Here is a 26,144-nt window from a genome sequence, read left to right on the forward strand (position 1 = left end):
CAACAAATATATAATCATTTAAAACCCACCTGACCGCATGAAACAAGACATCGAAATTGCACGCGAAGCAACATTGAAGCCAATCAGCGTGATTGCTGCCACGATGGGCATCAACCAAGACCTGATTGAACCGTATGGAAAATTTATTGCCAAAGTGCCAGGCAAACTGATTGATGAAGAACGAGTTGAAAAGAGTAACCTCATCCTCGTAACAGCCATTACTCCTACAAAGGCAGGAATCGGCAAGACAACCGTCTCCGTCGGTCTCTCGCTCGGATTGGCACGTATAGGAAAAAGAGCTGTTCTGGCACTCCGCGAACCATCACTCGGTCCGTGTTTCGGACAAAAGGGTGGAGCTGCCGGAGGAGGCTACGCACAGGTGTTGCCCATGGATAGAATCAACCTGCATTTCACAGGCGATTTCCATGCCATTACCACGGCAAACAATATGATTGCCGCTTTGCTCGACAATTACATCTATCAGCACCAGACTGAAGGTTTCGGAATGAAACAGATACTATGGCGAAGAGTCATGGATGTGAACGACCGATCGCTCCGACACATCGTAACAGGACTAGGACCTCATGTCAACGGCTGTCCGCAGGAAAGCGGATTCGACATTACTCCTGCCAGCGAGATTATGGCAATCCTTTGTCTTGCCTCTGACCTTGAAGATTTAGAACGAAGAATCAATCACATCCTACTGGGTTACACGCTCGAAGACAAACCGTTTTATGTGAGCGATTTGGGAGTAGGGAGCGCTATCGCAGTATTGTTGAAAGATGCACTCAATCCTAATCTCGTTCAGACCACAGAAAATACGCCTGCCTTCATCCATGGAGGACCATTTGCCAATATCGCACATGGTTGCAATTCTATTATAGCTACAAAGATGGCGATGACGTATGGCGACTATGTAGTGACAGAAGCAGGATTTGGTGCTGATCTGGGTGCAGAGAAATTCCTTGATATCAAGTGTCGTAAAGCCCATATTCAACCCAAACTGACGGTCCTTGTGGCTACGCTACGCGGATTGAAAATGCATGGTGGAGTGGAAGAGAGGGCAATCCGTCTGCCTCATACAGAAGGAGTTTGTCGCGGCTTGCGCAATCTCGACAAGCATATTCACAACCTCCAGAAATTCGGTCAGACCGTACTCGTTTGTTTCAATCAATATGCAGATGATGATGCACAGGAAATAGAAATGGTACGTCGCCATTGTAAGGAACAGGACGTACCCTTTGCCTTAAATAACGCCTATGCACAAGGGGGCGCAGGTGCTGAAGACCTTGCCCGTCTGGTGGTCGAGACGATAGAGCAGAAACCGTCAAAACCACTCCAGCTGATGTATGCAGACGAGAGTCACATAAGTGCAAAGATTGAAGCTGTCGCACGCAGAATCTATGGCGCCTCGCATGTGACATTCTCAGCAGATGCCCAGCTCAAGATGAAACGCGCAGAGCAATTAGGTTGCAGAACCTTCCCCGTGTGTATTGCCAAGACCCAGTATTCGTTCTCGCAAGACCCGAAGGCATACGGAGTGACCGACGGATTTGATTTTGAAATCCGTGACATCGTCATCAATTCCGGAGCCGAGATGATTGTGGCTATTGCAGGAAGCATGATTCGCATGCCAGGACTTCCAAAATCTCCTCAGGCATTACATATTCGCTTGGTAGATGGTGAGATAGATGGTTTAAGCTAAAGAAAAGAAACAATCAAACAAGTTAAGAAAATGAGATATTTCGTATGGTTTGGTTATGATGGAACACGTTATCATGGATGGCAGTATCAGCCCAATGGTATTACAGTTCAAGAAGAATTGGAACGTGCACTTTCACTCCTTCTCCGTGAGGATATTCACGTGACAGGAGCAGGACGAACTGACACAGGAGTTCATGCACGCCAAATGGCTGCACATTTCGATACTGAGGTTGTTTTCGATTGTGTACACATGGTCAAGCGCCTCAATGGCGTATTGCCATACGATATAGGAGTTTCTAAGGTAGAGGCGGTTGCAGCCGATAAACATGCTCGTTTTTCGGCTACCGCCCGAACCTACCATTATTATATCCACTACGGCAAGAATCCCTTTTGCCAGCAGTTTAGCCTGCAGATGCATTATCAGCTCGATTTCGGACTCATGAATCAAGCTGGGGCTATACTGATGGAATATGACGATTTCGGTTCGTTTTGCAAAACCGGAAGCGACGTCAAGACCACGCTCTGTAAGGTAACCCATGCACAATGGCATCAAACCGCTCCAGAGGAGTGGTATTTCGAGATACGTGCCAATAGATTTCTTCGGAATATGGTAAGGGCCGTTGTCGGTACGATCATAGAAGTGGGGCGAGGCCGCATGACCCTTGAGGAGTTTCGACGGGTTATTGAGAGTGGACATCGTACCCAAGCAGGCGAGTCGATGCCCGCCAAAGCATTGTTTCTTGAACGGGTAGAATATTAAGTATTTCAAACAACGATACATTTTTTCAAATAATAAACACATAAAAGATTGTTAAAAAGATGACTTGGTTATTATTGGCTTTTTTGTCGGCAACATTATTGGGCTTCTATGATGCATTCAAGAAAGAAGCTCTACGCGAAAATGCCGTCATTCCTGTGTTGTTTCTCAACACCCTGTTCTCGTCGATAATCTTCTTACCATTCATCATTCTGAGTGGTCAGACAGAAATTCTCGACAATACCATATTCCATGTTGCTTCAGGCGGATGGGAGATGCATAAATACATCGTCCTCAAATCCTTGATCGTGCTGAGCAGTTGGGTGTTAGGCTATTTCGGCATGAAACATCTGCCCTTGACGATAGTAGGTCCGATTAACGCCACACGTCCGGTCATGGTACTTGTAGGAGCGTTACTCGTATTTGGAGAACATCTTAACGGTTGGCAATGGATGGGAGTCTTGTTGGCCGTCATGTCGTTTATGATGTTGAGTAGGAGTGGTAAAAAAGAAGGAATAGACTTCCGGCACAACCATTGGATCTGGATGATAGTTGGTGCTGCTGTTCTTGGAGCGATTAGCGGACTTTACGACAAGTACCTGATGGCTCCCGAAGGAAGCGGAGGCGTTGGGCTTGATCGTATGATGGTACAGTCGTGGTATAACATCTATCAATGTGGTATGATGCTCATCATGCTTGCCATTCTCTGGTGGCCCAAACACAAGCAGACCACGCCATTTCATTGGCATTGGTCAATTATCGGAGTCAGCATTTTCCTTTCTACAGCTGATTTCGTGTATTTCTATTCCCTCTCGTTGCCCGATGCCATGATATCTATCGTGTCGATGGTGCGTCGTGGTTCGGTTATCGTGTCGTTCCTCTTTGGTGCTGCCTTCTTCCATGAGAAGAACCTTCGCGCCAAGGCTGTCGATTTGGCGTTGGTGCTGTTGGGAATGATATTCCTGTATATTGGTTCGCATTAACAAGAGAGAGTGGACATATTTCTTTGAACCGTTCAAACACATTTGTCTGTTCAGCCAAACGGCCTGATTATGGTAAAATCAGAACGCAAGTTAGTTGTTGAACAGATAAAATTTGTAGGTTTGTTTTGTATTTCCCCTGAATTGCACTACCTTTGTAAACAGAATGCGACATACGATCATGATAATAACAGGAGTCATAGGGTTGATGCTCTGTGGCTGCTCAGAAACCAAATATGTGCCAGAAGGCCAATACCTGCTCAATAGAGTCAAGGTGGAAAGTGACGGAAAATACAGAGATGTAAATTCCGCCAATCTCAAATCGTATGTACGCCAAAAAGGTAATACAAGATGGTTCTCGTCGTTCAAACTACCATTGTCAACCTACTCGTTGGCAGGTAAAGACTCGTCGAAATGGATCAACCGTACCCTAAAAAACATAGGAGAGGCTCCTGTCATTTACGACACATTGAGCACTACACGCTCCATGCAGGATTTACAGATGAGATTGCAGAATATGGGTTATCTGCGTGCTTCTGTAGATGCGACATTCAAAGAAAAGAAACGTAAGATCAACGTGACGTACCATGTTCACCCTCGTGAGCCTTATTATTTGGGAAAGGTGAATTATGAAGTACGGGATACTGCCATTGCCAATCTGTTGCGTTTGGACCTGCCTGAGCATAGAGGGCTGAAAGAGAATATGCGCTTTAGCGTTGAGAATTTAGATAACGAACGCAACCGATTAGCCGGCGAATTGGCCAACAGAGGATATTTCAGATTCAACAAGGATTTCATCACCTTTCGAGCCGATTCTATGCCGGGTGAAAAAGCTATCAACCTGACACTTGTCATCCATGCCAATACCGACCATGACGGGAATGAAATACCACACCTCAGTTATAGGATAGGGAAAGTCAACCATCTGAGTGGTGATAGCGAAGACAGTATCATTCATCTTCGAAAAGGAGTCTTGCAACGCAATACTTTTATACGTTCGGGAGAATTGTATTCGGCAAAGAAATTGCAAGATACCTATGCACATTTCGGAAGACTCGGAGCCGTCAAATACACCAGTATTTCATGGGAAGAACACCAGCGAGAACGTCTTCTCGATTGTAATATCCATCTGAGTACCAACAAACCCTCCACCATCTCTTTTCAACCCGAAGGAACGAATACAGCAGGAGATTTTGGTGCTGCTGTTGCGCTAACCTATCAGAACCGCAACCTCTTCAAGGGAGCAGAAAACCTTACCATAGAACTGCGTGGCGCGTTTGAGGCTATCAAGGGGCTGGAAGGTTATGGTAACGACAATTTTGAAGAGTATAGCGTAGAAACCAAATTGACATTCCCAAGATTCATCGCACCTTTTCTTGCCAACAGCTTCAGACGTCGCATTAATGCCACAAGTGAAGTGTCGATGCTATACGACCTTCAAAACCGACCGGAGTTCCATCGACGAGTCTTTTCTGTAGCATGGAAATACAAATGGAATGACAGTAGGCATCATGACCGTTATCGCATAGACCTGCTTGACCTCAACTATATCTCCATGCCATGGATAAGTGAAACGTTTCGTAATGAGTATCTTAACGATACCGAAAGCAAGAATGCCATCCTGCGCTATAATTACGAGAACCTTTTCATTATGAAAATAGGTATGGGGTATACCTACAACAACGGACGTATTGCCATCAAAGCCAATGCAGAAACAGCAGGCAATCTGCTTCATGGCGCAGCACATGCGTTGAATTTCCATAAAAACGCACAGGGACAATACACTTTCCTTGATATTGCCTATGCACAATACGTGAAGGGGGATGTTGACTTCACACGTAACATACAGTTGGACTACAACAACCAACTCGTATTCCATGCCGGATTTGGAATTGCTTATCCCTATGGAAACAGTACTATCCTGCCGTTTGAAAAACGATATTTCGCGGGTGGAGCCAATAGCGTGCGCGGATGGAGTGTTCGCGGACTTGGTCCTGGTTCGTATATCAGCAAGGACGGGCGTATCGACTTCATCAACCAGACGGGAGACATGAAGCTGGACCTCAACATGGAATATCGCACACATCTGTTCTGGAAAATAGGAGGTGCGCTTTTTGTTGATGCCGGTAACATCTGGACCATCCGTTCTTACGACGACCAACCGGGTGGACAATTCAAGTTTGACGAGTTCTTGAAACAACTCGCAGTAAGCTACGGAATGGGATTCCGATTGAATTTTGGATACTTCATCCTTCGCTTTGATATGGGTATGAAAGCCGTTAATCCTGCTTATACTACATCAAAGGAACATTACCCTCTGTTACATCCGGATTTTAGTCGCGATTTTGCATTTCATTTCGCGGTAGGCCTGCCATTCTAACCATCCAATGGCCATGACGTTTTACCACAGTAACGGTCGTGTGGTATTCGTCAACGAGATGAGCTCGGGAACCTATGGAGTCGGCAACAAAGGCATTATCCACAACCAACTTTATCAGGCACATCGTATCACCCGGAAGTTCCGTCACATCGTCGATATGTGCCGACGTGGAGGCATCCTCCGAATTGGCGAAATCCAAATCTTCGTCTGTAATGTTAGAAGCCATGAAATGTAACCAAGGCCGACTCTCTTCAACTGTCAGTTGGTTGGCACGTGCAAGGTCGAAGCTGAAAAAGGCTTCAGCCCATGATTTTGCTGCAACTTCAGACTCCTTTTGATGCACTTCTATCAGGCTACAAGACGCCATAATCATGGTGCAAATGTATAATACAATTTTCTTCATAAGTTTAAAATATCCAAAAATCGTTGCAAAGATAAGAAAAATGTGACTTTTTTTTATTACTTTTGCAGATAAATTTAAAACCAAATGCTAAGATTTATATCCTTTGGAAGCGGCAGTAGCGGAAATTGTTATCTGTTGACTACGCCGACGGATGGACTATTGATAGATATCGGAGTAGGACTTAGAAGTTTGAAAAAGAACTTCAGAGATTATGGATTAAGTTTCTCACAGGTGCATCATGTACTTGTGACCCATGATCATGCAGACCATATCAAATCGGTAGGTTCGTTCAGCAAAGACCAACACATTCCTGTGTATACGACGAAGGTGGTGCACGAAGGTATTACCAAAAATTATTGTGTCCAACAGAAAGTCCCCTCAGACTATGTAAATTATTTAGAAAAGGGCACTTCTTTTACCATAGGCGACTTCAAGATTACTCCCTTTGGCGTTCCACATGACAGTAGCGATAATGTGGGGTATATGGTGGAAGCGGAAGGAACCGCATTCTGTGTGATTACTGATGCTGGTTATGTAACCGATGAAATGAAAGAATACATCAGCAAAGCAGATTATCTCGTCATCGAGGCTAACCACGATGTTGAAATGGTGAAAAACGGCCCATATCCGGCTTTTCTTAAAGAGCGCATACTCTCGCATACCGGACATCTCAGTAATGTAGAATGTGGAGAAGCACTTGTGGAGAACATGAGCGAACACCTGAAGCATGTCTGGCTTTGTCACCTGAGTGAAGAGAACAACCATCCGGAACTTGCCCGTAAGACCGTTGAGGCCATTTTGCGTAGCCATGGTATCGTGGCGGGGGCCGACCTGCAACTGGAAGTACTCAAAAGAAAGAGCCCGACAGGCATTTTTGATTTGGTATAAATCTCAAATATACAGCTAAAATGTTATGATATGAAAAAGTTTCTTAAATTGTAAGACGTAGGAAACTTTTTTAATATTATTTAGATACTTGCATGAGAACTTTCCTATAGGAATTGATTACTTTTGCATCACGTAAAACAGAAATAAACAAAAATAGAATATAACTATGGCAGAATCAATTGATATCCGGGAGCTTAACATCCGGATTGAACAGCAAAGTGGATTTGTCACCAATCTCGTGACAGGAATGGATCAAGTAATAGTAGGACAGAAGCATCTCGTAGAGTCGTTGCTCATCGGACTTCTCAGCGACGGAAACATATTGCTCGAAGGTGTGCCTGGTCTGGCAAAGACACTTGCCATCAAGACCCTTTCACAACTGATTGATGCAACTTACAGCCGCATACAGTTCACACCAGACCTCTTGCCTGCCGACGTGACAGGTACGATGATCTATTCGCAGAAAGACGAGCGCTTCCAGGTGAAACAAGGTCCGGTATTTGCCAACTTCGTATTGGCAGATGAGATCAACCGCGCTCCTGCCAAGGTACAGAGTGCGTTGCTCGAAGCCATGCAGGAAAAACAGGTGACTATTGGCAAAGAAACATTTGATTTGCCCACACCATTCCTTGTGATGGCTACACAAAACCCCATCGAACAAGAAGGTACCTACCCACTTCCAGAAGCACAGATGGACCGTTTCATGCTGAAGGTGGTGATCGACTATCCTACACTCGAAGAGGAGAAACGCATCATCCGCGAGAATATCGCAGGAAAACTTCCTGAAGTGAAACCTGTCGCTACGGCTCAGGAAATCCTTAATGCAAGAAACGTGGTACGCGAGGTCTATATCGACGAGAAGATCGAACAGTATATTGCCGACATCGTATTTGCCACTCGCTATCCTGATCGCTACGGACTGAAAGATATGAAAGACCTCATAGCATACGGCGGAAGTCCGCGTGCGTCTATCAATCTGGCGAAGGCTGCCCGCGCTTATGCCTTTATCAAACGTCGCGGATATGTTGTTCCTGAGGATGTACGCGCCGTGGCACACGATGTATTGCGTCATCGTATCGGTCTGACCTATGAGGCAGAGGCAAGCAATGTGACAAGTGAGGAAATCGTTTCAAAGATCATCAATAAGGTGGAAGTACCTTGATTGTCGCCTGTCTTATTGAAGTGATTATAAACAACGAATCAGATCAAACAAATGGAAACCGCTGAAATACTAAAAAAGGTAAGAAAGATAGAAATCAAGGCCAGAGGACTGAGCGTTAACGTCTTTGCAGGCCAGTATCACTCTGCTTTCAAGGGCCGTGGAATGGCTTTCAGCGAAGTGCGCGAATACCAGTACGGAGATGATGTCAGAGATATCGACTGGAATGTGACAGCACGCTTCCATCGCCCTTATGTCAAGGTCTTCGAAGAAGAGCGCGAACTCACCGTCATGCTACTCATAGACGTCAGCGGATCGCTCGACTTCGGCACGCAAAGCCAAATGAAGCGCGATATGGTGACAGAAATAGCTGCAACCATTGCTTTTAGCGCCATTCAGAATAATGATAAGATAGGAGTGGTTTTCTTTTCCGACCATATCGAGAAGTATATCCCTCCGAAGAAAGGACGTAAACACATCCTTTATATCATACGCGAAATGCTCGACTTTCACCCTGAAAGCAAAAGAACGAACATAGAGGGAGCGTTGCAGTTTCTTACAAGTGTTGTTAAACATCGTTGTACCGCATTCGTGTTGAGCGATTTTTACGACCAGAAGGATTTCTTGCATCCCCTTCAGATTTGCAACAGAAAACATGATGTTGTTGCAGTTCAGGTCTATGACCGTTTTGCCAAGTCATTACCCGATGTGGGATTGATGCGTGTGGTTGATGCTGAAACCGGCTATGAACAGTATATTGATACCAGCAGCAAGCGCTTGCGACGTGCTCACGAGCAATATTGGAATCGGATGCAACAACATTTGCGAGAGACCATGAACAAGAGTAATGTTGACATGGTAAGCATTTCCACAGGTGATGATTTTGTCAAACACCTGTTGCTGTTATTTAAAAAGAGAAGTTGATAAGCATGAAACACCTGATATTATTTATCCTTGCATTATTGCCTGCTACGATCTTGGCGCAGGTGGATGTAGAAGCTCGTATCGACTCACTTGAGATGATGATAGGAGAGCAGGTGCATGTGACTGTGACCGCAACAGTTCCACAGCAGTCTAAGGTCAACATGCCGAGTTTCAAACCGCGTGAGAATATCGTACCGGGAGTGGAGGTGTTGGCTGTAAGCGACGAACAGACTGAAGATGTGAGCGATGGACGCATGCAGGTTAAACGCATCTATACCTTGACGTCTTTCGACGGTAAACTCTATTATCTGCCCGCATTTCGCGTTAAAGTAAACGGGAAAGTATATCCTACTAAGAGTCTGGCACTAAAGGTGATAGAAGTTGAGGTTGATACAACAAAACTCGATAAGTTCTATGGTCCGAAGGATGTACAGGACAACCCATTCTCATGGGCTGAGTGGGCTCTTCCTTTTTGGTTGAGCATTCTCTCTTTGCTCCTGATGGCTGTGGCTTATTATCTCTACCTTCGCCTGCGCGACAACAAACCTATCATCAAGACTTTGCGTATTGTGAAGCGACTGTTGCCACACCAGAAGGCCATGAAGGAGATAGAGCAGATCAAGGCAGAACGTATGGTGTCGTCGGAGAATCCGAAGGAGTACTATACGAAACTTACCGATACGCTTCGTAAATATATAGAGGAGCGCTACCATTTCTCTGCCATGGAGATGACAAGTGGAGAGATTATAGAACGCCTGACGTCTTCGGGCGACCAGGCTATGATCGACGAACTCCGCCAGCTGTTCATCACGGCCGATTTGGTGAAGTTTGCCAAATATTCTACACTCATCAACGAGAACGACGCCAACCTGGTTAACGCTATTGCCTTTATCGACCAGACGAAACAGGAGGCGGTTGCCACAGAGGAAGTCCAGAAACCTGAGTTGACAGAAGCTGACCAACGCTCTCTGAAAACAAGACGACTGCTCAAAACCGTTATCAGCCTGATTGTCGTGGCATGTGTGGCTATGCTCGTTTATGCCGTTTATCATGTGTTGCTTCTCGGCGAGTGGATATAAATAATGAATTAGAATGGAATTTGCAAATAAAGAATATTTCCTGCTGCTGTTACTGCTGATACCGTATGTGATATGGTATCTGATGTATCGGAAGAAAACCGAACCTACCGTGCGGTTGAGCGATACCCATGCCTATAGGTTTGCAGCACGGAGCTGGAAGGTGACCTTGATGCCGATACAATTGTTGTTGAGGCTGGCGATTTTCGTACTGTTGGTATTGATATTGGCACGACCTCAAACCCATAACTCCTGGAAAAACAAATCGGTGGAGGGTATCGATATCATGATGGCGATGGACGTCTCTGGATCTATGCTGGCAGAAGACCTAAAGCCTAATCGTATTGAGGCTGCCAAACAAGTGGCTGCTGAGTTTATTGCCGGCAGACCCAACGATAATATTGGTCTGACGATATTTGCGGGTGAGGCGTTTACACAATGTCCTATGACGACCGACCACGCTTCGGTACTCAACCTGCTACGGGGTGTCAGAACCGACTTGGCAACGAGAGGACTTATCGAGGATGGAACAGCCATCGGAATGGGACTTGCCAATGCTGTCAGCCGTTTGAAGGATTCTAAGGCGAAAAGCAAGGTTGTCATTCTGCTGACCGACGGTAGTAACAACCGTGGCGACTTGTCGCCCATGACATCTGCTGAAATTGCCAAAAGTCTAGGCATCAGAGTTTATACTATCGGTGTAGGTACCAATAAGGTGGCTCCTTATCCCATGCCTGTTGCCGGTGGTGTGCAGTATGTCAATATCCCTGTAGAAATAGATAGTAAGACCTTGAGTGAAATTGCCGCAGCAACAGATGGCGGCTTCTATCGCGCAACAAACAACCGGGAGTTGCAGAATATCTATCGAGAAATCGACAAACTCGAAAAGTCTAAACTCAACGTGACGCAGTTCAGCAAACGCTATGAGGCTTATCAGCCCTTTGCCTTGGCAGCATGCCTCCTGTTGCTTCTCGAATTGCTCTTACGACTTACCATATTCAGAAAACTACCTTAAAATTATCGGAGAACTGCATTATGTTTCGATTTGAAGACCCCATATATCTCTATTTGCTGATATTGATACCGATTCTGGTGTTGATGCAATTCTGGATGGTGTATCAACAAAAGAAACGCCTCAGACGATTTGGCGATATCAATCTCGTACGCGAGTTGATGCCCAACGTTTCTCGCCATCGTCCACGGGTGAAATTCATATTGCTGATTGCAGCCTTGGCGCTCATGATCGTGATGCTGGCGCGTCCGCAGATGGGTACCAAGATCAACCATGAGAAGCGAACGGGTATTGAAACCATCATCGCCATGGATATTTCCAATTCTATGTTGGCGGAAGATGTGGCACCAAGTCGTCTCGACAGAGCCAAAATGATGGTAGAAAACCTTGTTGACCATTTCACCAACGACAAGATCGGACTGATCGTATTTGCCGGCGACGCCTTTGTGCAACTGCCTATTACGAGCGACTACGTTTCTGCTAAAATGTTTTTGAGCAATATCGATCCCTCGATGATTGATGTACAGGGTACCGACCTTGCTGCCGCCATTAAAATGGCAACAAACAGTTTTACGCAGGAACAAGGTATTGGCAAGGCCATCATCGTGATAACAGATGGAGAAGACCATGAGGGTGGGGCGCTTGAGGCTGCACGTGAGGCAAAAGACAAAGGTATGCGTGTGTTTGTTCTTGGCATAGGATCTCCTAAGGGAGCGCCTATCCCCATCGGCGGCGGTAACGATTACATCAAAGACGAAACAGGGCAGACCGTCATGTCGGCTTTGAATGAAGATATGTGTAAACAGGTGGCTGAAGCTGGAGGCGGAGCCTATATTCACGTGGAAAACAATTCCAACGCACAAGAGCAACTCAACGCAGAACTCGACAAACTCTCAAAGAAGGAAACGGCTGTAACTATCTATAGCGATTTCGACGAACAGTTTCAGGCGGTTGCCATCCTCGTCATGCTCTTGCTGATCATAGAAATCTGTATCCTTGAGGTTCGCAATCCTCATCTCAGCAAGCTTCACCTCTTCAGCCGAAATAAACCCATGATGCTCCTGCTCTTGCTTCTTGCGGCTACGCTCAACGTGCAGGCGCAGTCCGACCGCGACTATGTCAGAAAGGGCAATCGACAGTTCAGGGCTGGCAATTATGCTGAAGCGGAAACCAGCTATCGCAAGGCGTTGGAACGCAACGACCGCAATCCTCAGGCTATATATAATCTGGGTAATGCCCTCCTGATGCAACGCAAAGACTCGGCTGCCATACAGCAGTTTCAGAGTGCTGCCAAACTGGAACAAAACCCGTATCGTCGTGCGCAGGCTTACCATAACATAGGTACCGTTTGTCAGACGCTCAAGATGTATGGCGATGCCATAGAGGCGTATAAGGAGGCTTTGCGCAATAATCCTCGCGATAACGAGACGCGTTACAACCTTGAACTCTGCAAACGTCAACAGAAACAGCAGAAGCAACAGCAGCAACCTCAACAAAACAATAAAGACAAAAAAGACGATAAGCAAAAGCAGCAAAAACAGGAGAATAACAAGCAGAAGCAAGACAAGCAGAAGCAACAACAGCAACAGCAGAAACCACAGATGAGTAAGGAAAATGCAGAACAACTGTTGAATGCTGCCATGCAGGAAGAAAAGAATACGCAACAGCGCATCAAGAAAGCTCAACAGCAGCATCAGCAGAAACGCAGGTTGCAGAAAAACTGGTAATGGATACAAGCTATTTACATAACAACTATTCAGTTTCAAAGTCAAGACCCATTGAACAGGAAAGAAATGAAGAACAATACCACAGATAGAACTATTCAACATGCACAATGGCTGATCCCATTGGTCGCGATGCTGCTCATGTCGGTAACGACATTCGGACAGCACATGGTGGGACGTGCTCCCTCGCAAGTTGCCGTAGGAGAACAGTTCCGTCTTACCTATACGGTCAATACGGATGATGTAAACGATTTTCGTGCAGGTAATATCCCGGAAGCCCTGGAGGTGCTGATGGGACCGCGTACCAGTACGCAGTCGAGTTTTCAGATGATCAACGGAAAGACTTCCAGCTCTTCGTCGGTTACCTTTACCTATATCGTCTGTGCTAACAAAGCTGGAAACTATACCATTCCTGCCGCACGTGCTGTGGCAGCAGGAAAGCAGATCCACTCCAACGTATTACACATCAGGGTGTCGGGCTCTGCCTCGTCTTCACAGCAAGGCCGTGGTCAACGCTCGGAGAATCATGGTTCTGCCATGAGCAACCGCATCACGGGTAATACGCTCTTTATGAAGGTTAGCGCCAACAAGAGACGCGTCCACGAACAAGAGCCTATCTTGCTGACCTATAAGGTCTATACCTTGGTCAATCTGACCTCGCTCAATGGTAAGATGCCTGATCTGAAGAGCTTCTATACCCGTGAGGTTCCGCTACCACAACAGAAGAGTTTCCATGTCGAGACCCTCAACGGACGTCCTTATCGTACCGTTACCTGGCAACAGTATGTGATGTTCCCGCAGACCACAGGACGCCTTGAAATTCCAAGTTTGGATTACGAGGGCATGGTGATGCTTGAAAACCGCGACGTCGATCCCTTTGAAGCCTTCTTCAACGGAGGTTCGGGATATACAGAGGTCAAGAAGATTATCAAAGCGCCGGGACTGACCATTACCGTAGATCCGTTGCCTGCACGTCCTACCAATTTCTCTGGTGGAGTAGGAACGTTCTCGCTATCTGCCTCTCTCGACAAACAAGAGGTCAAGGCCAACGATCCCGTGACCATGCGTATTGTCGTGAGTGGAGTGGGTAATATGAAGCTCATCAAGCAACCGGCTGTCGAACTGCCCAAGGATTTCGACCAGTATGATGCGAAGATTACCGATAAGACAAAACTCTCTACCAACGGTATTGAGGGTAGCATGATCTACGATATCCTCATCGTACCTCGCCATCAAGGCAATTACGAACTGAAACCTATCGAGTTTGTGTATTTCGATACCAAGACGGGCAGTTATAAGACGTTACGCTCACAACCCTTTACCTTGAAGGTTGCTAAGGGTAGTGGCAGTTCGTCGTCAACCTTTGCTAGCGAAGAACTGCAACAAGTCAATAAAGACATCCGCTTTATAAAGACCGGAGAGGTCAATCCCAGAATGTTGGGCGACACCTTCTTCGCGTCAACAGCCTACTGGACTGTCCTTGTTGTCCTGCTGGGCATCTTCGTTACCCTGTTTGTAGCATTTCGCCAGCGAGCCATCGATCAGGCTAACGTAGTGAAGATGCGTGGCAAACGGGCCAACAAGGTGGCCATACGACGACTTCGTACAGCCGCCAAACTCTTGAAGGCCGACAAGCAGAATGAGTTCTACGACGAGGTGTTGCGTGCCCTTTGGGGATACGTGGGCGATAAACTCAATATTCCTGTTGCCGAACTTTCACGCGAGAATATCAGCCAGCGCCTTGGCGATCGTCAGGTAGATGGCGAAACTATCAAACTCTTCATCGGAGCCCTTGATGAATGTGAGTTTGCGCGCTACGCTCCTGGTGATGCGCATGGTAATATGAACAAGGTGTATGAAGCTGCCATAGAGGCTATTACATATATCGAAAAAGGAAGAGAGGTGAAGTCATGATAAAATATGCTATACAACATACCACAGCTGCCAAACGCTTTGTTGGAACAATAGCCTTGGGATGCTGTCTCACGCTGATGTTGATGATGCCGTTGACGCTACAAGCGCAAAAGGTGACGAAGGCTGATGCCGATAGCGCCTATACCCATGAGCGCTACCAGCAGGCCATCCATATCTACGAGGAATTGCTCAAGCAAGGGGAGGATGCCGACCTCTACTACAACCTGGGTAATGCCTGGTATCGTACCGATAATATCACACGGGCTATTCTCAATTATGAGCGTGCACTACTCCTTTCGCCTGGCGACGAGGATATTCGTTTCAACCTACAGATGGCACAATCAAAAACCATCGATCGCATCACACCGGAAACGGAGATGTTCTTCGTCACCTGGTACCATTCCCTGGTCAATCTCATGAGTGTTGACGCATGGGCATGGTTGGCGCTTGTCTCGTTGGCGCTTGCCATCATACTGGCGTTGGTCTATCTCTTCGTAGATCGCGTGTGGATGCGAAAGACGGGATTCTTCGGCGCTCTCGCCTTGCTGATGATATTCTTCTTGGCCAACCTCTTTGCTTGGCAACAGCGCGACAAGCTCCTGCATCGTGATGGAGCCATCGTCGTGGCGCCTACCGTTTCGGTCAAGAGTACCCCGGCGAAAAACGGTACCGATCTGTTTACCATCCACGAAGGAACACGTGTCACCATCACAGACAATACGATGAAGGGATGGCGCGAGATACGCTTGGCAGATGGAAAGCGCGGATGGATTGCCGTAGAAACCATAGAGATTATTTAGGCTGTAACCCACATGGAAACAATCATTCAGTTTGACCAGCAATTGTTGTTGATGCTCAACGGTAGCGACTCATTGTTTGTTGACCAACTGGCAGTAATCCTGACCAATGCCCGTACGTGGATTCCACTCTATATCGCATTATTCTATATGGTGCTGCGATGCAACAATAGCGTTTCACAGGTGCTTTTGGTATTAGGCGCAGCAGGCCTCTGTGTGGTGTTGGCAGGAACCATCGACGACACCATTGTCAAACCGTTGGTTGCCCGATGGCGACCTACCCACGACCCACAGATAGGTATCCTCGTTGATGTCGTCAACGACTATCGTGGCGGCAACTACGGTTTCTTCTCCGCCCATGCCGCCAATACGTTTAGTTTGGCGGTCTTCTTCTCGTTATTGACACGCAACCGCATCCTATCGTATTTTCTGATAGGCTGGTCGTTGGTCAACTGTTGGACACGCATATACCTTGGCGTGCATTATCCTGGCGACATCCTTGTCGGTCTGCTCTGGGGCGGACTGGTAGGCTATGGCGTCTATCGCCTCTATCTCCGTGTTGCGAAACCCGTAGCCTATGGCATGTATTTCTGCGAGATACCCGTCCTTGTCCTTGTCCTGACAGCCTTCTGTGCCGTACTCTACAGCCTCGTTTGTTCATAACAAGGCGGTCCAACCGTCTCGATAGACTGAAACAAAGAATGAACGACGAGAGACGATATCGTTTGTAATCCTCGTTTTCAACGGTTGGAAGTTGGGGTAGGGAGAACCTTTTCACGTATAACTTTATAAAGAAAAGTTTTGTGATTTCGTTTTTTATTAGTATCTTTGCATCCGCTTAAACAAAAAGGCGTTCTTTGAATGTTGCCGATATGGCTCAGTTGGTAGAGCAACGCATTCGTAATGCGTGGGTCGCCGGTTCGAGTCCGGCTATCGGCTCATTTCATACAGGAGTTAGAACCTATGTTCTGACTCCTGTTGTCTTAAAAGGCACATTATTTTTCTCCATGCGGATTTAGCTCAGTTGGTAGAGCATTGGCTTCCCAAGCCGAGGGTCGCGGGTTCGAGTCCCGTAATCCGCTCCTTTTTTATCTCCCCCGAAAAAGTCACACGGAATTTTTTTATCCACGGAACATACGGAATTTTTTTATCCACGGATCACACGGAAAAGATTCTAGTTAAATTCTCTTAAAGATTTTCGTAGGATGATAAAGACCACTCCATCAGAATTCAGACTTCAGACGTCATCTTAGTTAAAGATTATTTTTAAAGATTTTCGTTAAGATTTCGAGCCGTAAGGCGATCCATAATAAAACCCTTCCCAGAAGCGAGGTATTCGAGCGCATTTTGGTCAAGGATTTTTATTAAAGATTTTGTTTCCGCATAAACTCCGTCTAAGATCCGATGATTGATTTCTTGCGAAGCAATATCTTAAACAAGATTTCCTCCAAAGATTTCTAGCCTTCAGGCTACCCCAAAAAACATCCGTCTAAATTCTGATGATTGATTTCTTGCGAAGCAACCCCAAAAACATCCGTCTAAGATCCAATGATTGAGTTCCGTGCGACATTAGAAGAATCCGCATCATCTGTGTGCAACCTTTTACCGGATGGCAGAAGGGCAGAGGTCGCGCAGGAAGCAATCAGCACAATGGGGCTTGCGAGCCGTACAAACGTAACGACCATGGAGCAACAGCCAATGGTGAGCAAGGGGAATATCGGCAGAAGGTATGATGCGCATGAGTTGACGCTCAACCAACAAAGGAGTAGAGGCAGACCTCGTGACGATACCTAACCGATGGCTGACGCGGAACACATGGGTATCTACAGCCATGGCAGACTGTCCGAATGCCACACTCAACAGCACATTAGCCGTCTTACGACCCACGCCGGGAAGCGTCAGAAGATCTTCCATCGTCGCAGGAACCTCCCCATTGTGATGCGTCATCAATTCACGAGCCATCTCAACCAGATGGGCAGCTTTGGCATTGGGGTACGATACGCTCCTGATGTACTCATAGACCTCATCGGCTTCTGCTTCTGCCAGACTGCGTGCATCAGGATATTGTTTGAAAAGAGCAGGCGTAACCTGGTTAACGCGTTTGTCGGTACATTGTGCACTAAGCATTACCGCCACAAGTAGTTGGAAGATGCTGCCAAACTGCAATTCCGTTGTTGGATTGGGCATCTTCTCGCGAAATCTCGCAAAAATCAAAGCATCACGTTCATTCTTTTTCATATTCGTTGTTTTATCTTACACGGTCACACGGAATTTTTTTATCCACGGATTACACGGAACACACGGAAAAAATTCTAGTTAAAGATTTTGTTTTGTGTTGCTTACGCAAGAAATCTTAGAGGAAATCTTCATGTAAAATCTAAGGACCTAAACGGTCCAGAAATCTATTTAATAATATTGTTATCTTCCTAAAATATTTCTTGCCGTAGGCAACATCTTAAACAAGATTTCCCCCAAAGATTTCTAGCCTTCAGGCTACCCCAAAAACATCCGTCTAATATCCGTTTAAATTGGCATACGCCTTTGTTTTCTCGCCATGGCATAATTAAAGCGAGCATTATTCTGCTCATGGCTTAACGAAAACAATCCGATGATTTCATCCATGTGACATTTTATTGAGTTCCTTTTTGAATCTGATGTAGTATAGGAATCCCGCGATGGTCAGACCAAAGGGGAAAGCCGTCCAGATGCCATAGATGCCCAGATCGCAGATAAAGCCGAGGGTATATCCCAAGGGAAGGCTGACCACGAAATAGGCGATAAAGGCATAGGTCACCATCGGTTGTACGCAGGCTATTCCACGTAAGGCATTGGCAAACGCGTATTGCATGCCGTCGCCAAACTGATAGAGCGCCAAGATGAGAATCAACCCCGACACATACAGTTGCACCTCGATATTCTCGCTGAACAAACCGCCGATATGGTTGCGGAACAGCAAGATTGGGATGCTCAGCACGAAGGAGATAAAGAGGTTCAGACGGAAACCATCCATCGCATTAGCCTTCACGGCAGCAAAGTCGCGTTGTCCCACGAAATGGCTGACGCGTATCGCCATGGCAGCTGCCAATCCCGACAGAATCAGGTAGAACAGTTGCGAGATGGTAATCATCACCTGATGGGCAGCCAAAGGAATCGTACCCAACCATCCTGCCATCACACAACTCAGACTGAACGCAGCACTCTCCATGCCGAGTTGCAAGGCAACAGGCCAGCCCAAGCGGTTCATTTCTATGAAATCCACTTTGTTGATAGGATAGGAGAGGAAGTGGAGGCGATAGGTCTTGTAGCGTCGGCAGGAGAGCATCACGCCAACGAGGACGAGAGCCATGAAGACACGCGACCCTAATGTGGCAATACCGGCACCCAGGAGTCCCATTACAGGAAAACCGCCCACGCCATAGATGAGAAGCCAGTTGAAGAGAATATTCAGCAGGTTACCGCCCACCATGGTCCACATCGCCACTTTGGTTTGTGCAATACCGTCAAAGAATTGTTTCAGCGTGTTGAAGAGACCGACAAAGAGGATGCTCGCCAGATTGACCAGGAAATACGGCCGGATGAGCGACAGCAGTTCGTCAGGTTGTCCGATGTGTTCAAGATTGAAATAGAGGAAGGTCATGACGGCTGTAAACAGCAAGCCGACAACACCGTTGGCCACAAGAGAGTTTTTCACTTTTCCTCCTACGGCTTCGTTTTGCCCCATACCGTAAAGACGTCCTACGACAGGCGTCAGTCCGTAGGAGAAACCCATATAGGCGATAAGAACAAGACCGAAGATATTGTTGACCAGGCCGGCGGCAGCCAGTTCTTCTGTGCTGTGATGACCTATCATGAGCGTATCGGCAAAACCGAGTACGATGGTGCCCAACTGGCCGATGATAATGGGAATGCCCAGCACGAGCAGTTCGCGGTAATGATGTCGTTGTTGTGATGTTGTAAGCGTCATTTCTTTCCGAGTTTGTCAGTCTGCGGGCCATTACCTGTGAAAGCCCAAATATGGGAGCCGGCAAAAAGTCTGTCGGCTCCCATATCGTATAGAGAGAGGGAGTGGGAACTCCCTGAGTATGTTATTATTTAGCAGCGTTGATGCGTTTCTTCACCTTATCCACGTAGGCATCGATGGTAGCAACAGCCACGATATTCACCACGTCGCGCACGCTGGCTCCGAAGTCGATGAAGTGGATAGGTTTGTTGAGTCCCATCTGGATCGGGCCGATAATCTCGACGTCCGCATCCAGCATCTGCAGCATCTTATAGCTTGAGCGTGCTGATGAGAGGTTGGGGAATACGAGTGTGTTCACATCCTTACCATGCAGGCGACTGAAAGGATACTGTTCGTCGCGGAGTTCGCGGTCGAGGGCAAAGCCCAGCTGCATCTCACCGTCGATAGCCAGTTCAGGATATTGCTGCTGCATGATTTCCGTAGCCTTGCGCACTTTCTGTGCCCCATCAGAAGTAGAGCTGCCGAAGTTAGAGTGAGAAATCATCGAGATAACCGGTTTCTCGTTGAAGAAGCGTACGCTGGTAGCCGCCAGACGTGCGATATCAACAAGTGCGTCGGTATCAGGATTCTCGTTCACCATGGTATCGGCAATATATAGGGTACCTTTCTGAGAGTTGATGATATGCATCGAACCGAAATGCTTGTATTCCGGACGGATGCCAATTACCTCTTTTGCCACCTTGATAGTGTTGCTGTATTTGGTATAGAGACCTGTGAGGAAAGCATCAGCCTCGCCAGTCTCCACCATCATCATACCGAAGTAGTTGCGTTCAAACATCTTATCGTTAGCCTCCTGGAAGGTGTATCCGTCGCGCTGGCGTTTCTCGGTCAGGATACGTGCATAACGCTCGCGGCGCTCCTGCTCGTCAGGATGACGCAGGTTGATAATCTCGATACCGTCGAGGTTGAGGTCCAGCTGTTTGGCCAATTTCGCAATCACCTCGTCGTTACCCAGCAGGATGGGGTGGCAGATGCCTTCAGCCTTCGCCTGTACGGCAGCTTTCAGCATAGTGGGGTGTACAGCTTCAGCAAATACCACACGCTGTGGATGAGCCGAGGCAGTAGCGTAGAGCTTCTGAGTCAGTTTAGTCTCCTGACCGAGCAATACCGACAGCGAACGCTTGTATTCATCCCAGTCCTCGATGGTCTTGCGAGCCACACCACTCTCGATGGCAGCCTTGGCAACGGCAGCACTCACCTCTGTGATGAGACGAGGGTCAACAGGTTTCGGAATGAAGTACTGGCGACCGAAGGTGAGGTTGTTCACCTTATAGACATCGTTGACCACGTCGGGTACAGGCTGTTTGGCAAGATCGGCAATAGCGTGAACGGCAGCCAGCTTCATCTCTTCGTTGATGGCGGTAGCGTGAACGTCGAGTGCACCACGGAAGATGTATGGGAAACCAATCACGTTGTTGATCTGGTTAGGATAGTCAGTACGACCTGTTGACATCAAGGTGTCGGGACGAGCCTCCATGGCATCCTCGTATGAGATCTCAGGTACGGGGTTAGCCAAGGCGAAGATGATAGGATCTTTAGCCATCGACTTCACCATATCCTGCGAGAGCACGTTACCCTTCGACAGACCAACGAAAACGTCGGCTCCGTTGACAGCCTCTTCCAAGGTATGCACATCACGACGATCGGTAGCAAAGTATTTCTTCTGTTCGTTCAGGTTCTCGCGGTCAGAAGTGATCACACCCTTCGAGTCGAGCATCAGGATGTTCTCCTTTTGAGCGCCGATAGCCATATAGAGTTTGGTACAAGAGATGGCAGCAGCACCCGCGCCGTTGACCACGATCTTCACCTTTTTAATATCCTTACCAATCACTTCAAGGGCATTTTTCAGTCCGGCAGCAGAAATGATAGCCGTACCATGCTGGTCGTCGTGCATCACGGGGATGTCGAGAGTACGCTTCAGGCGCTCCTCGATATAGAAGCACTCAGGCGCCTTGATATCCTCAAGGTTGATACCGCCGAAGGTAGGCGCAATCTTCTCTACCGCTTCACAGAATTTCTCAGGGTCCTTCTCAGCCACCTCGATATCGAACACATCGATGCCGCCATAGATTTTAAACAAGAGGCCCTTACCCTCCATGACGGGTTTGCCGCTCATGGCGCCAATATCACCCAGTCCAAGAACAGCCGTTCCGTTAGAGATTACAGCCACGAGGTTTCCTTTGTCAGTATATCGATAGGCAGCCTCAGGGTCTTGCTGGATCTCAAGACACGGATAGGCAACACCAGGAGAGTAGGCGAGCGACAGGTCTGTCTGTGTACGGTAAGCCTTGGTAGGCTTCACTTCAATTTTTCCAGGACGGCCAGCCTCATGATAGTTGAGGGCGGCCTCTTTAGAGATTTTTACCATAATAATATAAGTAGCTTTACGTTTGTTCCATTAAAAACAGCACAAAATTACAAAAAATGAGCGAAAATACATCAACCTTTTTAATCTTTTTAGTAACTTTGTGGGCAAAATGGTTACTTATGCAGGAAATAACAAGAGATTTGACTGATTATCGTATAGGATTAAGGGATAAGATACTGGAAACAGCCATGGCTGCGTTTGAGAAAAAAGGTGTAAAGGCGGTTAAGATGGACGACATAGCAACAGCCTTGTCCATATCCAAGCGCACCTTATATGAAATATATGATGACAAAGAGGCTTTATTGTATGAAGGCATCAGCAAGCGCGACCGTCTGCGTCACGACCAGATACAATCCTATGCCAGCAAGGGTCATAATGTGATGGAGATACTGAAGGAAGCCTATCGCGTCAATAGTAACGCCTCCCGCAATATCTGTCCTGCATTCTACGAAGACATCCATCGCTATCCTAAGATAGAGCAATACATGCAGAAAGTCAGGGCCCAGAAGTGCGCCGAGATATTAGATTTCATGCATTTAGGTGTTGAGCAAGGTTTCTTCCGTTCCGACATCAACTACAATCTCTTTCTTATCCTTTGTGACTCCGTCACCGATGCCATCATCGAAAACAAGCTCTTGTCAACCTATACCATGGACGAGCTCTACTACAATTTCTTCCTTGTTCCCCTCCGTGGTGTATGCACAGAAAAAGGCCTGCAACTGGTAGCGGAAACCTGGAAATAGCCTTGCACACGGAGTTTATAGGTTAAAGGTTAAAGGTTATAGGTTAAAGGTTATGTTTCGTGTTGCTTGCGCAAGAAATCTTGGAGGAAATCTTCATGTAAAATCTGAGGACCTAAACGGTCCAGAAATCTATTTAAGATAGCTATCTCCCTAAAATATTTCTTGCGAAGCAACCCCCAAAAAATCCACGGAACACATGGAGAACACGGATTCTAGTTAAAGATTATTCTAAAGATTTTTGTTAAGATGTCGAGCCGTAGGCGATCCAAAATAAAGTCCTTCCCAAAAGCGAGGAACTCGAGCGCATTCTCGTAAAGGATTTTTATTAAAGATTTTGTTTTTATCCATTTTGAATGATATATTATTTCTTGCGAAGCAACATCTCATTAAAGATTTCCTCCAAAGATTTCTTGCGCTCACGCAACCCCCAAAAAACATCCGTCTAACATCCGTCTAATATCCGATGATCCGATGAATCCGATGATCCTAAATTATTTTTTGCATCAGAAAGTGGCGAAATCGGGCTATTTTTCTTAATTTAACGTGTGGAATGGTGGAATTTTGAAGAATTTATATAAATTTGCATCAAACGATAATAAATATTATATGGAGCAAGACTTGAATCGCATCAAGTTAGTCCTTGTCGAAAAGAAGAAGACCGGGAAATGGCAACCACAAGAAATAGGCGTATCAGAGTGTACTATGTCAAGATGGACTAGTAATAAAGCTCAGCCTAACCTCAGTTTTATGCCATTGCAAAACTGCTTGGTGTCGAAATGAAAGATCTGTAAAGAAGCAAAACCAAGTTCTTCTCCTAACCAAGACGTTAAAGTAATGTATATATGGATAAAGGCCAATTTTTATTATATCAAACTCCTGACGGCGATTCACAGATAGAGGTGAAGCTGCAAAACGATACTGTCTGGCTCTCACTCGACCAGATGGCAGAGTTGTTTCAACGTAATAAGTCCACAATCTCACGACATATAAAAAATGTATTGGAGGATGGGGAGTTGGACGAAAAAGAGGTAGTTGCATTTTTTGCAATAACCACTAAGCATGGTGCTATTGAGGGAAAAGTACAGGAGCACCAAGTCGCTTTCTACAACCTCGACATGATAATCAGCGTAGGTTATCGTGTACATTCATACCGTGGTGTTCAGTTTCGTATATGGGCAACCAAGGTACTGAAGGAGTATATAGTAAAAGGCTTCGCCATGAACGATGACCTGTTGAAGAGAGCAGGAGGTGGCAATTACTTTGACGAGCTGCTTGCAAGAATACGTGACATCCGCTCCAGTGAGAAGGTGTTCTATCGTAAGGTATTGGAGATTTATGCCCTCAGTATCGACTATGACCCACGAGTGGAAATGACACAAAAGTTCTTCAAGACAGTACAGAACAAGATGCACTATTCGATTCATGGTCACACGGCGGCGGAAATAATATATGAGAGAGCCGATGCAGAGAAAGACTTTATGGGACTTACAACGTGGTCAGGAGCTATGCCGACTAAGCCCGAAGCGGAAATAGCCAAGAACTATCTCACCCACGAAGAAATCAAGTCCTTGAACCGCATCGTGAGCCTGTATCTTGACTTCGCCGAAATGCAAGCCGAGGAACACCGCCCAATGTATATGAAGGACTGGATAAACATTCTCGATGACTTTCTCCGTATCTCCCGAAAAGACATTCTCACCCATGCAGGCAAAATCTCCGCCAAACTTGCCAAAGAGAAAGCCAACCAGGAATACGACAAATTCAAGGAGCGTACCAAGAACAACCTCTCACTTGTAGAGATTCACTTTTTGGAGAACTTTGAGCGTGAGCAGAAAAGGTTGTTGGGAGAAAAAGACAACATTAAGTGAAGTCCCATCAAGTGTCCCCCTGTTTCCGGGAAATTTTATCCACGGAACACATGGACTACACGGATTCTAGTTAAAGATTCTTGTAAAGATTTTTGTTAAGATTTCGAGCATCTCCGATGCGATCCAAAAAAAACCTTCCCAGAAGCGAGGAACTCGAGCGCATTCTCGTCAGGATTTTATTTAAAGATTATTATTTCTGGCCAAAGGCCATATTTCATTAAAGATTTCCTCCAAAGATTTCTTGCCGTAGGCAACCCCCAAAACATCCGTATAAATTCCGTCTAAATTCCGATGATCCGATGATCCATGAGCCATTTCTGGCAGAAAAAGCCTAAAAACTTGCATAAAAGAGAAATATTGCTTATTTTTGCAAACGGATTTAAACCACAGACAGATGGGAACATATAAGTATCAAGCAGAAATAGACGCATTGATACAACAAGGAGTAAAGATGCCCGAAGTTGTAAAGCCAAACGATTTGAAAGGATTCAGATTCGTTTTCAGCTCAGATATGTCCAAAAGCTACTTACCCAACTACATCATGAAGCCTCAGCGTGCCATCATGAATGGACAAAGAAAAGTCGATGTTGGTGGATATGCTTTGTCTTGCTTTACCGAAAAGGAAAAAGCCATTAAGTTCTATCACTTACTTGCTAAGAATATGAGAAACATATACAAAGCCATTGGTGATAGTATTTCTTCTGGAATTGTTTCCAATAACGATGGAAACATCACACCCCCAGCCAGTAACGGACATTATAACCTATTTGAGTTTCCATCATGTGACTTATCCAAAACATTTAAATTAGAGGAGGACAAATTATGAAAACAATAAAAGGTATAAGCATCAGGAATCGTAATTTCGACAAGTTCAAGAAAGTGGCCGATCTTATATATTTTGATGGACCATTGTTGTCACACTATGTAACTATCAATGGCGACAACTATCTCTTCTATTGGATAGACCAAGATGATGCAGACAATCGTTGGATGTTCATCAGAACCGATTACGACACCATCCAGAAGTACACCCAAAAAAAGCAGACATTACGTAATATTTTAAGTTCGCCATTAGACGACATAGTATATACTGTTGATATAGATAACGAAGGACATCATCACAATTTCCAAGCCCATTCCATAGAAGATTTTCCAGAGGATTATCTCCCCTCTGAAGATTCTTATTATGAATTTGAACCTGAAGATGTAAATAAAGAAAACTTATCCATAGCAGAAATGAGTGGCAAAAAACTCGATTGGTTCCGCAAAGTCTGTGCTGCGGTACTATAATACTTTTTACACTAGTGTCCACTAAATAAATTTAAGACTTAATTCTCTTACAGTTTGTAACTTCTCGGCAGGTTCGCTTTTGCCGAGCAAATCTACGAGAGGGGTTCTGTCCAACAATGAGACAGATAAAATTCTT

Annotated in this window: 21 protein-coding genes and 2 tRNA genes; 19 read left to right on the top strand and 4 right to left on the bottom strand. The window is 46.0% G+C overall.

The genetic code is table 11. The annotated features are described in order from the left end of the window. Positions 1–37 precede the first annotated feature (37 nt). The 4 genes from CIK89_RS12425 (at position 38) to CIK89_RS12440 (ending at position 5,821) form a co-directional block, all read left to right on the top strand. On the top strand, positions 38–1,705 hold the full coding sequence (locus tag CIK89_RS12425; RefSeq protein ID WP_094391678.1) for a formate--tetrahydrofolate ligase: 1,668 nt from the start codon (positions 38–40) through the stop codon (positions 1,703–1,705). A 30-nt stretch (positions 1,706–1,735) separates the two neighbouring features. Then, the gene (gene truA / locus CIK89_RS12430) at positions 1,736–2,464 is read left to right on the top strand and encodes a tRNA pseudouridine(38-40) synthase TruA (protein WP_094391679.1); all 729 of its coding nucleotides are present in this window, start codon (positions 1,736–1,738) and stop codon (positions 2,462–2,464) included. Between the two features lie 59 nt (positions 2,465–2,523). Further along, the gene (locus CIK89_RS12435; protein ID WP_094391680.1) at positions 2,524–3,444 is read left to right on the top strand and encodes a DMT family transporter; all 921 of its coding nucleotides are present in this window, start codon (positions 2,524–2,526) and stop codon (positions 3,442–3,444) included. A 178-nt stretch (positions 3,445–3,622) separates the two neighbouring features. After that, positions 3,623–5,821, top strand: coding sequence for a BamA/TamA family outer membrane protein (locus CIK89_RS12440; RefSeq protein WP_094391681.1), 2,199 nt, complete (start codon positions 3,623–3,625; stop codon positions 5,819–5,821). Here CIK89_RS12440 and CIK89_RS12445 read toward each other — a convergent pair. After that, a complete protein-coding gene (locus CIK89_RS12445) occupies positions 5,775–6,224 on the bottom strand; it encodes a hypothetical protein (RefSeq protein WP_094391682.1) in 450 nt (149 codons plus the stop codon). The two genes, CIK89_RS12440 and CIK89_RS12445, sit on opposite strands and share 47 nt — an antisense overlap. 84 nt (positions 6,225–6,308) lie before the next feature. Here CIK89_RS12445 and CIK89_RS12450 point away from each other — a divergent pair, with 84 nt between their 5' ends. From CIK89_RS12450 to CIK89_RS12500, 11 genes are all read left to right on the top strand, one after another. Continuing rightward, a complete protein-coding gene (locus tag CIK89_RS12450; protein WP_094391683.1) occupies positions 6,309–7,112 on the top strand; it encodes an MBL fold metallo-hydrolase in 804 nt (267 codons plus the stop codon). Between the two features lie 166 nt (positions 7,113–7,278). After that, the gene (locus CIK89_RS12455) at positions 7,279–8,274 is read left to right on the top strand and encodes a MoxR family ATPase (RefSeq protein ID WP_094391684.1); all 996 of its coding nucleotides are present in this window, start codon (positions 7,279–7,281) and stop codon (positions 8,272–8,274) included. A gap of 51 nt (positions 8,275–8,325) precedes the next feature. Further along, the gene (locus CIK89_RS12460) at positions 8,326–9,195 is read left to right on the top strand and encodes a DUF58 domain-containing protein (protein WP_094391685.1); all 870 of its coding nucleotides are present in this window, start codon (positions 8,326–8,328) and stop codon (positions 9,193–9,195) included. Positions 9,196–9,200: 5 nt separating this feature from the next. Further along, positions 9,201–10,274 carry a BatD family protein gene (locus tag CIK89_RS12465; RefSeq protein WP_173815124.1) on the top strand — a complete coding sequence of 358 codons (1,074 nt, stop codon included), beginning with the start codon at positions 9,201–9,203 and terminating at the stop codon, positions 10,272–10,274. Between the two features lie 13 nt (positions 10,275–10,287). Beyond that, on the top strand, positions 10,288–11,286 hold the full coding sequence (locus CIK89_RS12470; protein WP_094391686.1) for a VWA domain-containing protein: 999 nt from the start codon (positions 10,288–10,290) through the stop codon (positions 11,284–11,286). Between the two features lie 20 nt (positions 11,287–11,306). Beyond that, positions 11,307–13,010, top strand: coding sequence for a VWA domain-containing protein (locus CIK89_RS12475; protein ID WP_094391687.1), 1,704 nt, complete (start codon positions 11,307–11,309; stop codon positions 13,008–13,010). A gap of 66 nt (positions 13,011–13,076) precedes the next feature. Continuing rightward, positions 13,077–14,921, top strand: a complete 1,845-nt coding sequence (locus CIK89_RS12480; protein WP_094391688.1) for a BatD family protein — start codon at positions 13,077–13,079, stop codon at positions 14,919–14,921. Further along, positions 14,918–15,721, top strand: coding sequence for an SH3 domain-containing protein (locus CIK89_RS13880; RefSeq protein ID WP_094391689.1), 804 nt, complete (start codon positions 14,918–14,920; stop codon positions 15,719–15,721). Before CIK89_RS12480 ends, CIK89_RS13880 begins: the two co-directional genes overlap by 4 nt. Before the next feature lie 12 nt (positions 15,722–15,733). After that, complete coding sequence (locus CIK89_RS12490; RefSeq protein WP_094391690.1) at positions 15,734–16,381, top strand: phosphatase PAP2 family protein; 648 nt, start codon at positions 15,734–15,736, stop codon at positions 16,379–16,381. Between the two features lie 203 nt (positions 16,382–16,584). After that, positions 16,585–16,657, top strand: a tRNA-Thr gene (locus CIK89_RS12495). A 70-nt stretch (positions 16,658–16,727) separates the two neighbouring features. Further along, a tRNA-Gly gene (locus CIK89_RS12500) sits at positions 16,728–16,800 on the top strand. Between the two features lie 520 nt (positions 16,801–17,320). Here CIK89_RS12500 and nth read toward each other — a convergent pair. From nth to CIK89_RS12515, 3 genes are all read right to left on the bottom strand, one after another. Continuing rightward, positions 17,321–17,956: an endonuclease III gene (gene nth, locus CIK89_RS12505; protein ID WP_094391691.1), complete on the bottom strand. Its 636-nt coding sequence runs from the start codon at positions 17,954–17,956 to the stop codon at positions 17,321–17,323. A gap of 376 nt (positions 17,957–18,332) precedes the next feature. Beyond that, positions 18,333–19,682 carry an MATE family efflux transporter gene (locus CIK89_RS12510; protein WP_094391692.1) on the bottom strand — a complete coding sequence of 450 codons (1,350 nt, stop codon included), beginning with the start codon at positions 19,680–19,682 and terminating at the stop codon, positions 18,333–18,335. A gap of 124 nt (positions 19,683–19,806) precedes the next feature. Continuing rightward, positions 19,807–22,107: an NADP-dependent malic enzyme gene (locus CIK89_RS12515; protein WP_094391693.1), complete on the bottom strand. Its 2,301-nt coding sequence runs from the start codon at positions 22,105–22,107 to the stop codon at positions 19,807–19,809. A gap of 119 nt (positions 22,108–22,226) precedes the next feature. Between CIK89_RS12515 and CIK89_RS12520 the strand changes: the two genes are divergently transcribed. The 4 genes from CIK89_RS12520 (at position 22,227) to CIK89_RS12540 (ending at position 26,008) form a co-directional block, all read left to right on the top strand. Further along, complete coding sequence (locus tag CIK89_RS12520; protein WP_158215030.1) at positions 22,227–22,850, top strand: TetR/AcrR family transcriptional regulator; 624 nt, start codon at positions 22,227–22,229, stop codon at positions 22,848–22,850. Between the two features lie 842 nt (positions 22,851–23,692). Beyond that, on the top strand, positions 23,693–24,718 hold the full coding sequence (locus tag CIK89_RS12530; RefSeq protein WP_094391695.1) for a virulence RhuM family protein: 1,026 nt from the start codon (positions 23,693–23,695) through the stop codon (positions 24,716–24,718). Between the two features lie 394 nt (positions 24,719–25,112). Then, positions 25,113–25,544 carry a hypothetical protein gene (locus CIK89_RS12535; RefSeq protein WP_094391696.1) on the top strand — a complete coding sequence of 144 codons (432 nt, stop codon included), beginning with the start codon at positions 25,113–25,115 and terminating at the stop codon, positions 25,542–25,544. Beyond that, entirely contained in the window at positions 25,541–26,008 is a 468-nt protein-coding gene (locus CIK89_RS12540) for a DUF6575 domain-containing protein (protein ID WP_094391697.1), read from the top strand. The genes CIK89_RS12535 and CIK89_RS12540 overlap by 4 nt, the downstream gene beginning before the upstream one ends. Positions 26,009–26,144 lie beyond the last annotated feature (136 nt).

The organism is Prevotella sp. P4-119, assembly GCF_002251345.1.
Classification (GTDB): Bacteria; Bacteroidota; Bacteroidia; order Bacteroidales; family Bacteroidaceae; genus Prevotella.

Bases quoted from the DNA above. Each gene is read 5' to 3' on its own strand.
- CIK89_RS12425 (WP_094391678.1), top strand. From the start codon at position 38: ATGAAACAAGACATCGAAATTGCACGCGAAGCAACATTGAAGCCAATC.
- truA (WP_094391679.1), top strand. From the start codon at position 1,736: ATGAGATATTTCGTATGGTTTGGTTATGATGGAACACGTTATCATGGA.
- CIK89_RS12435 (WP_094391680.1), top strand. From the start codon at position 2,524: ATGACTTGGTTATTATTGGCTTTTTTGTCGGCAACATTATTGGGCTTC.
- CIK89_RS12440 (WP_094391681.1), top strand. From the start codon at position 3,623: ATGATAATAACAGGAGTCATAGGGTTGATGCTCTGTGGCTGCTCAGAA.
- CIK89_RS12445 (WP_094391682.1), bottom strand. From the start codon at position 6,224: ATGAAGAAAATTGTATTATACATTTGCACCATGATTATGGCGTCTTGT.
- CIK89_RS12450 (WP_094391683.1), top strand. From the start codon at position 6,309: ATGCTAAGATTTATATCCTTTGGAAGCGGCAGTAGCGGAAATTGTTAT.
- CIK89_RS12455 (WP_094391684.1), top strand. From the start codon at position 7,279: ATGGCAGAATCAATTGATATCCGGGAGCTTAACATCCGGATTGAACAG.
- CIK89_RS12460 (WP_094391685.1), top strand. From the start codon at position 8,326: ATGGAAACCGCTGAAATACTAAAAAAGGTAAGAAAGATAGAAATCAAG.
- CIK89_RS12465 (WP_173815124.1), top strand. From the start codon at position 9,201: ATGAAACACCTGATATTATTTATCCTTGCATTATTGCCTGCTACGATC.
- CIK89_RS12470 (WP_094391686.1), top strand. From the start codon at position 10,288: ATGGAATTTGCAAATAAAGAATATTTCCTGCTGCTGTTACTGCTGATA.
- CIK89_RS12475 (WP_094391687.1), top strand. From the start codon at position 11,307: ATGTTTCGATTTGAAGACCCCATATATCTCTATTTGCTGATATTGATA.
- CIK89_RS12480 (WP_094391688.1), top strand. From the start codon at position 13,077: ATGAAGAACAATACCACAGATAGAACTATTCAACATGCACAATGGCTG.
- CIK89_RS13880 (WP_094391689.1), top strand. From the start codon at position 14,918: ATGATAAAATATGCTATACAACATACCACAGCTGCCAAACGCTTTGTT.
- CIK89_RS12490 (WP_094391690.1), top strand. From the start codon at position 15,734: ATGGAAACAATCATTCAGTTTGACCAGCAATTGTTGTTGATGCTCAAC.
- nth (WP_094391691.1), bottom strand. From the start codon at position 17,956: ATGAAAAAGAATGAACGTGATGCTTTGATTTTTGCGAGATTTCGCGAG.
- CIK89_RS12510 (WP_094391692.1), bottom strand. From the start codon at position 19,682: ATGACGCTTACAACATCACAACAACGACATCATTACCGCGAACTGCTC.
- CIK89_RS12515 (WP_094391693.1), bottom strand. From the start codon at position 22,107: ATGGTAAAAATCTCTAAAGAGGCCGCCCTCAACTATCATGAGGCTGGC.
- CIK89_RS12520 (WP_158215030.1), top strand. From the start codon at position 22,227: ATGCAGGAAATAACAAGAGATTTGACTGATTATCGTATAGGATTAAGG.
- CIK89_RS12530 (WP_094391695.1), top strand. From the start codon at position 23,693: ATGGATAAAGGCCAATTTTTATTATATCAAACTCCTGACGGCGATTCA.
- CIK89_RS12535 (WP_094391696.1), top strand. From the start codon at position 25,113: ATGGGAACATATAAGTATCAAGCAGAAATAGACGCATTGATACAACAA.
- CIK89_RS12540 (WP_094391697.1), top strand. From the start codon at position 25,541: ATGAAAACAATAAAAGGTATAAGCATCAGGAATCGTAATTTCGACAAG.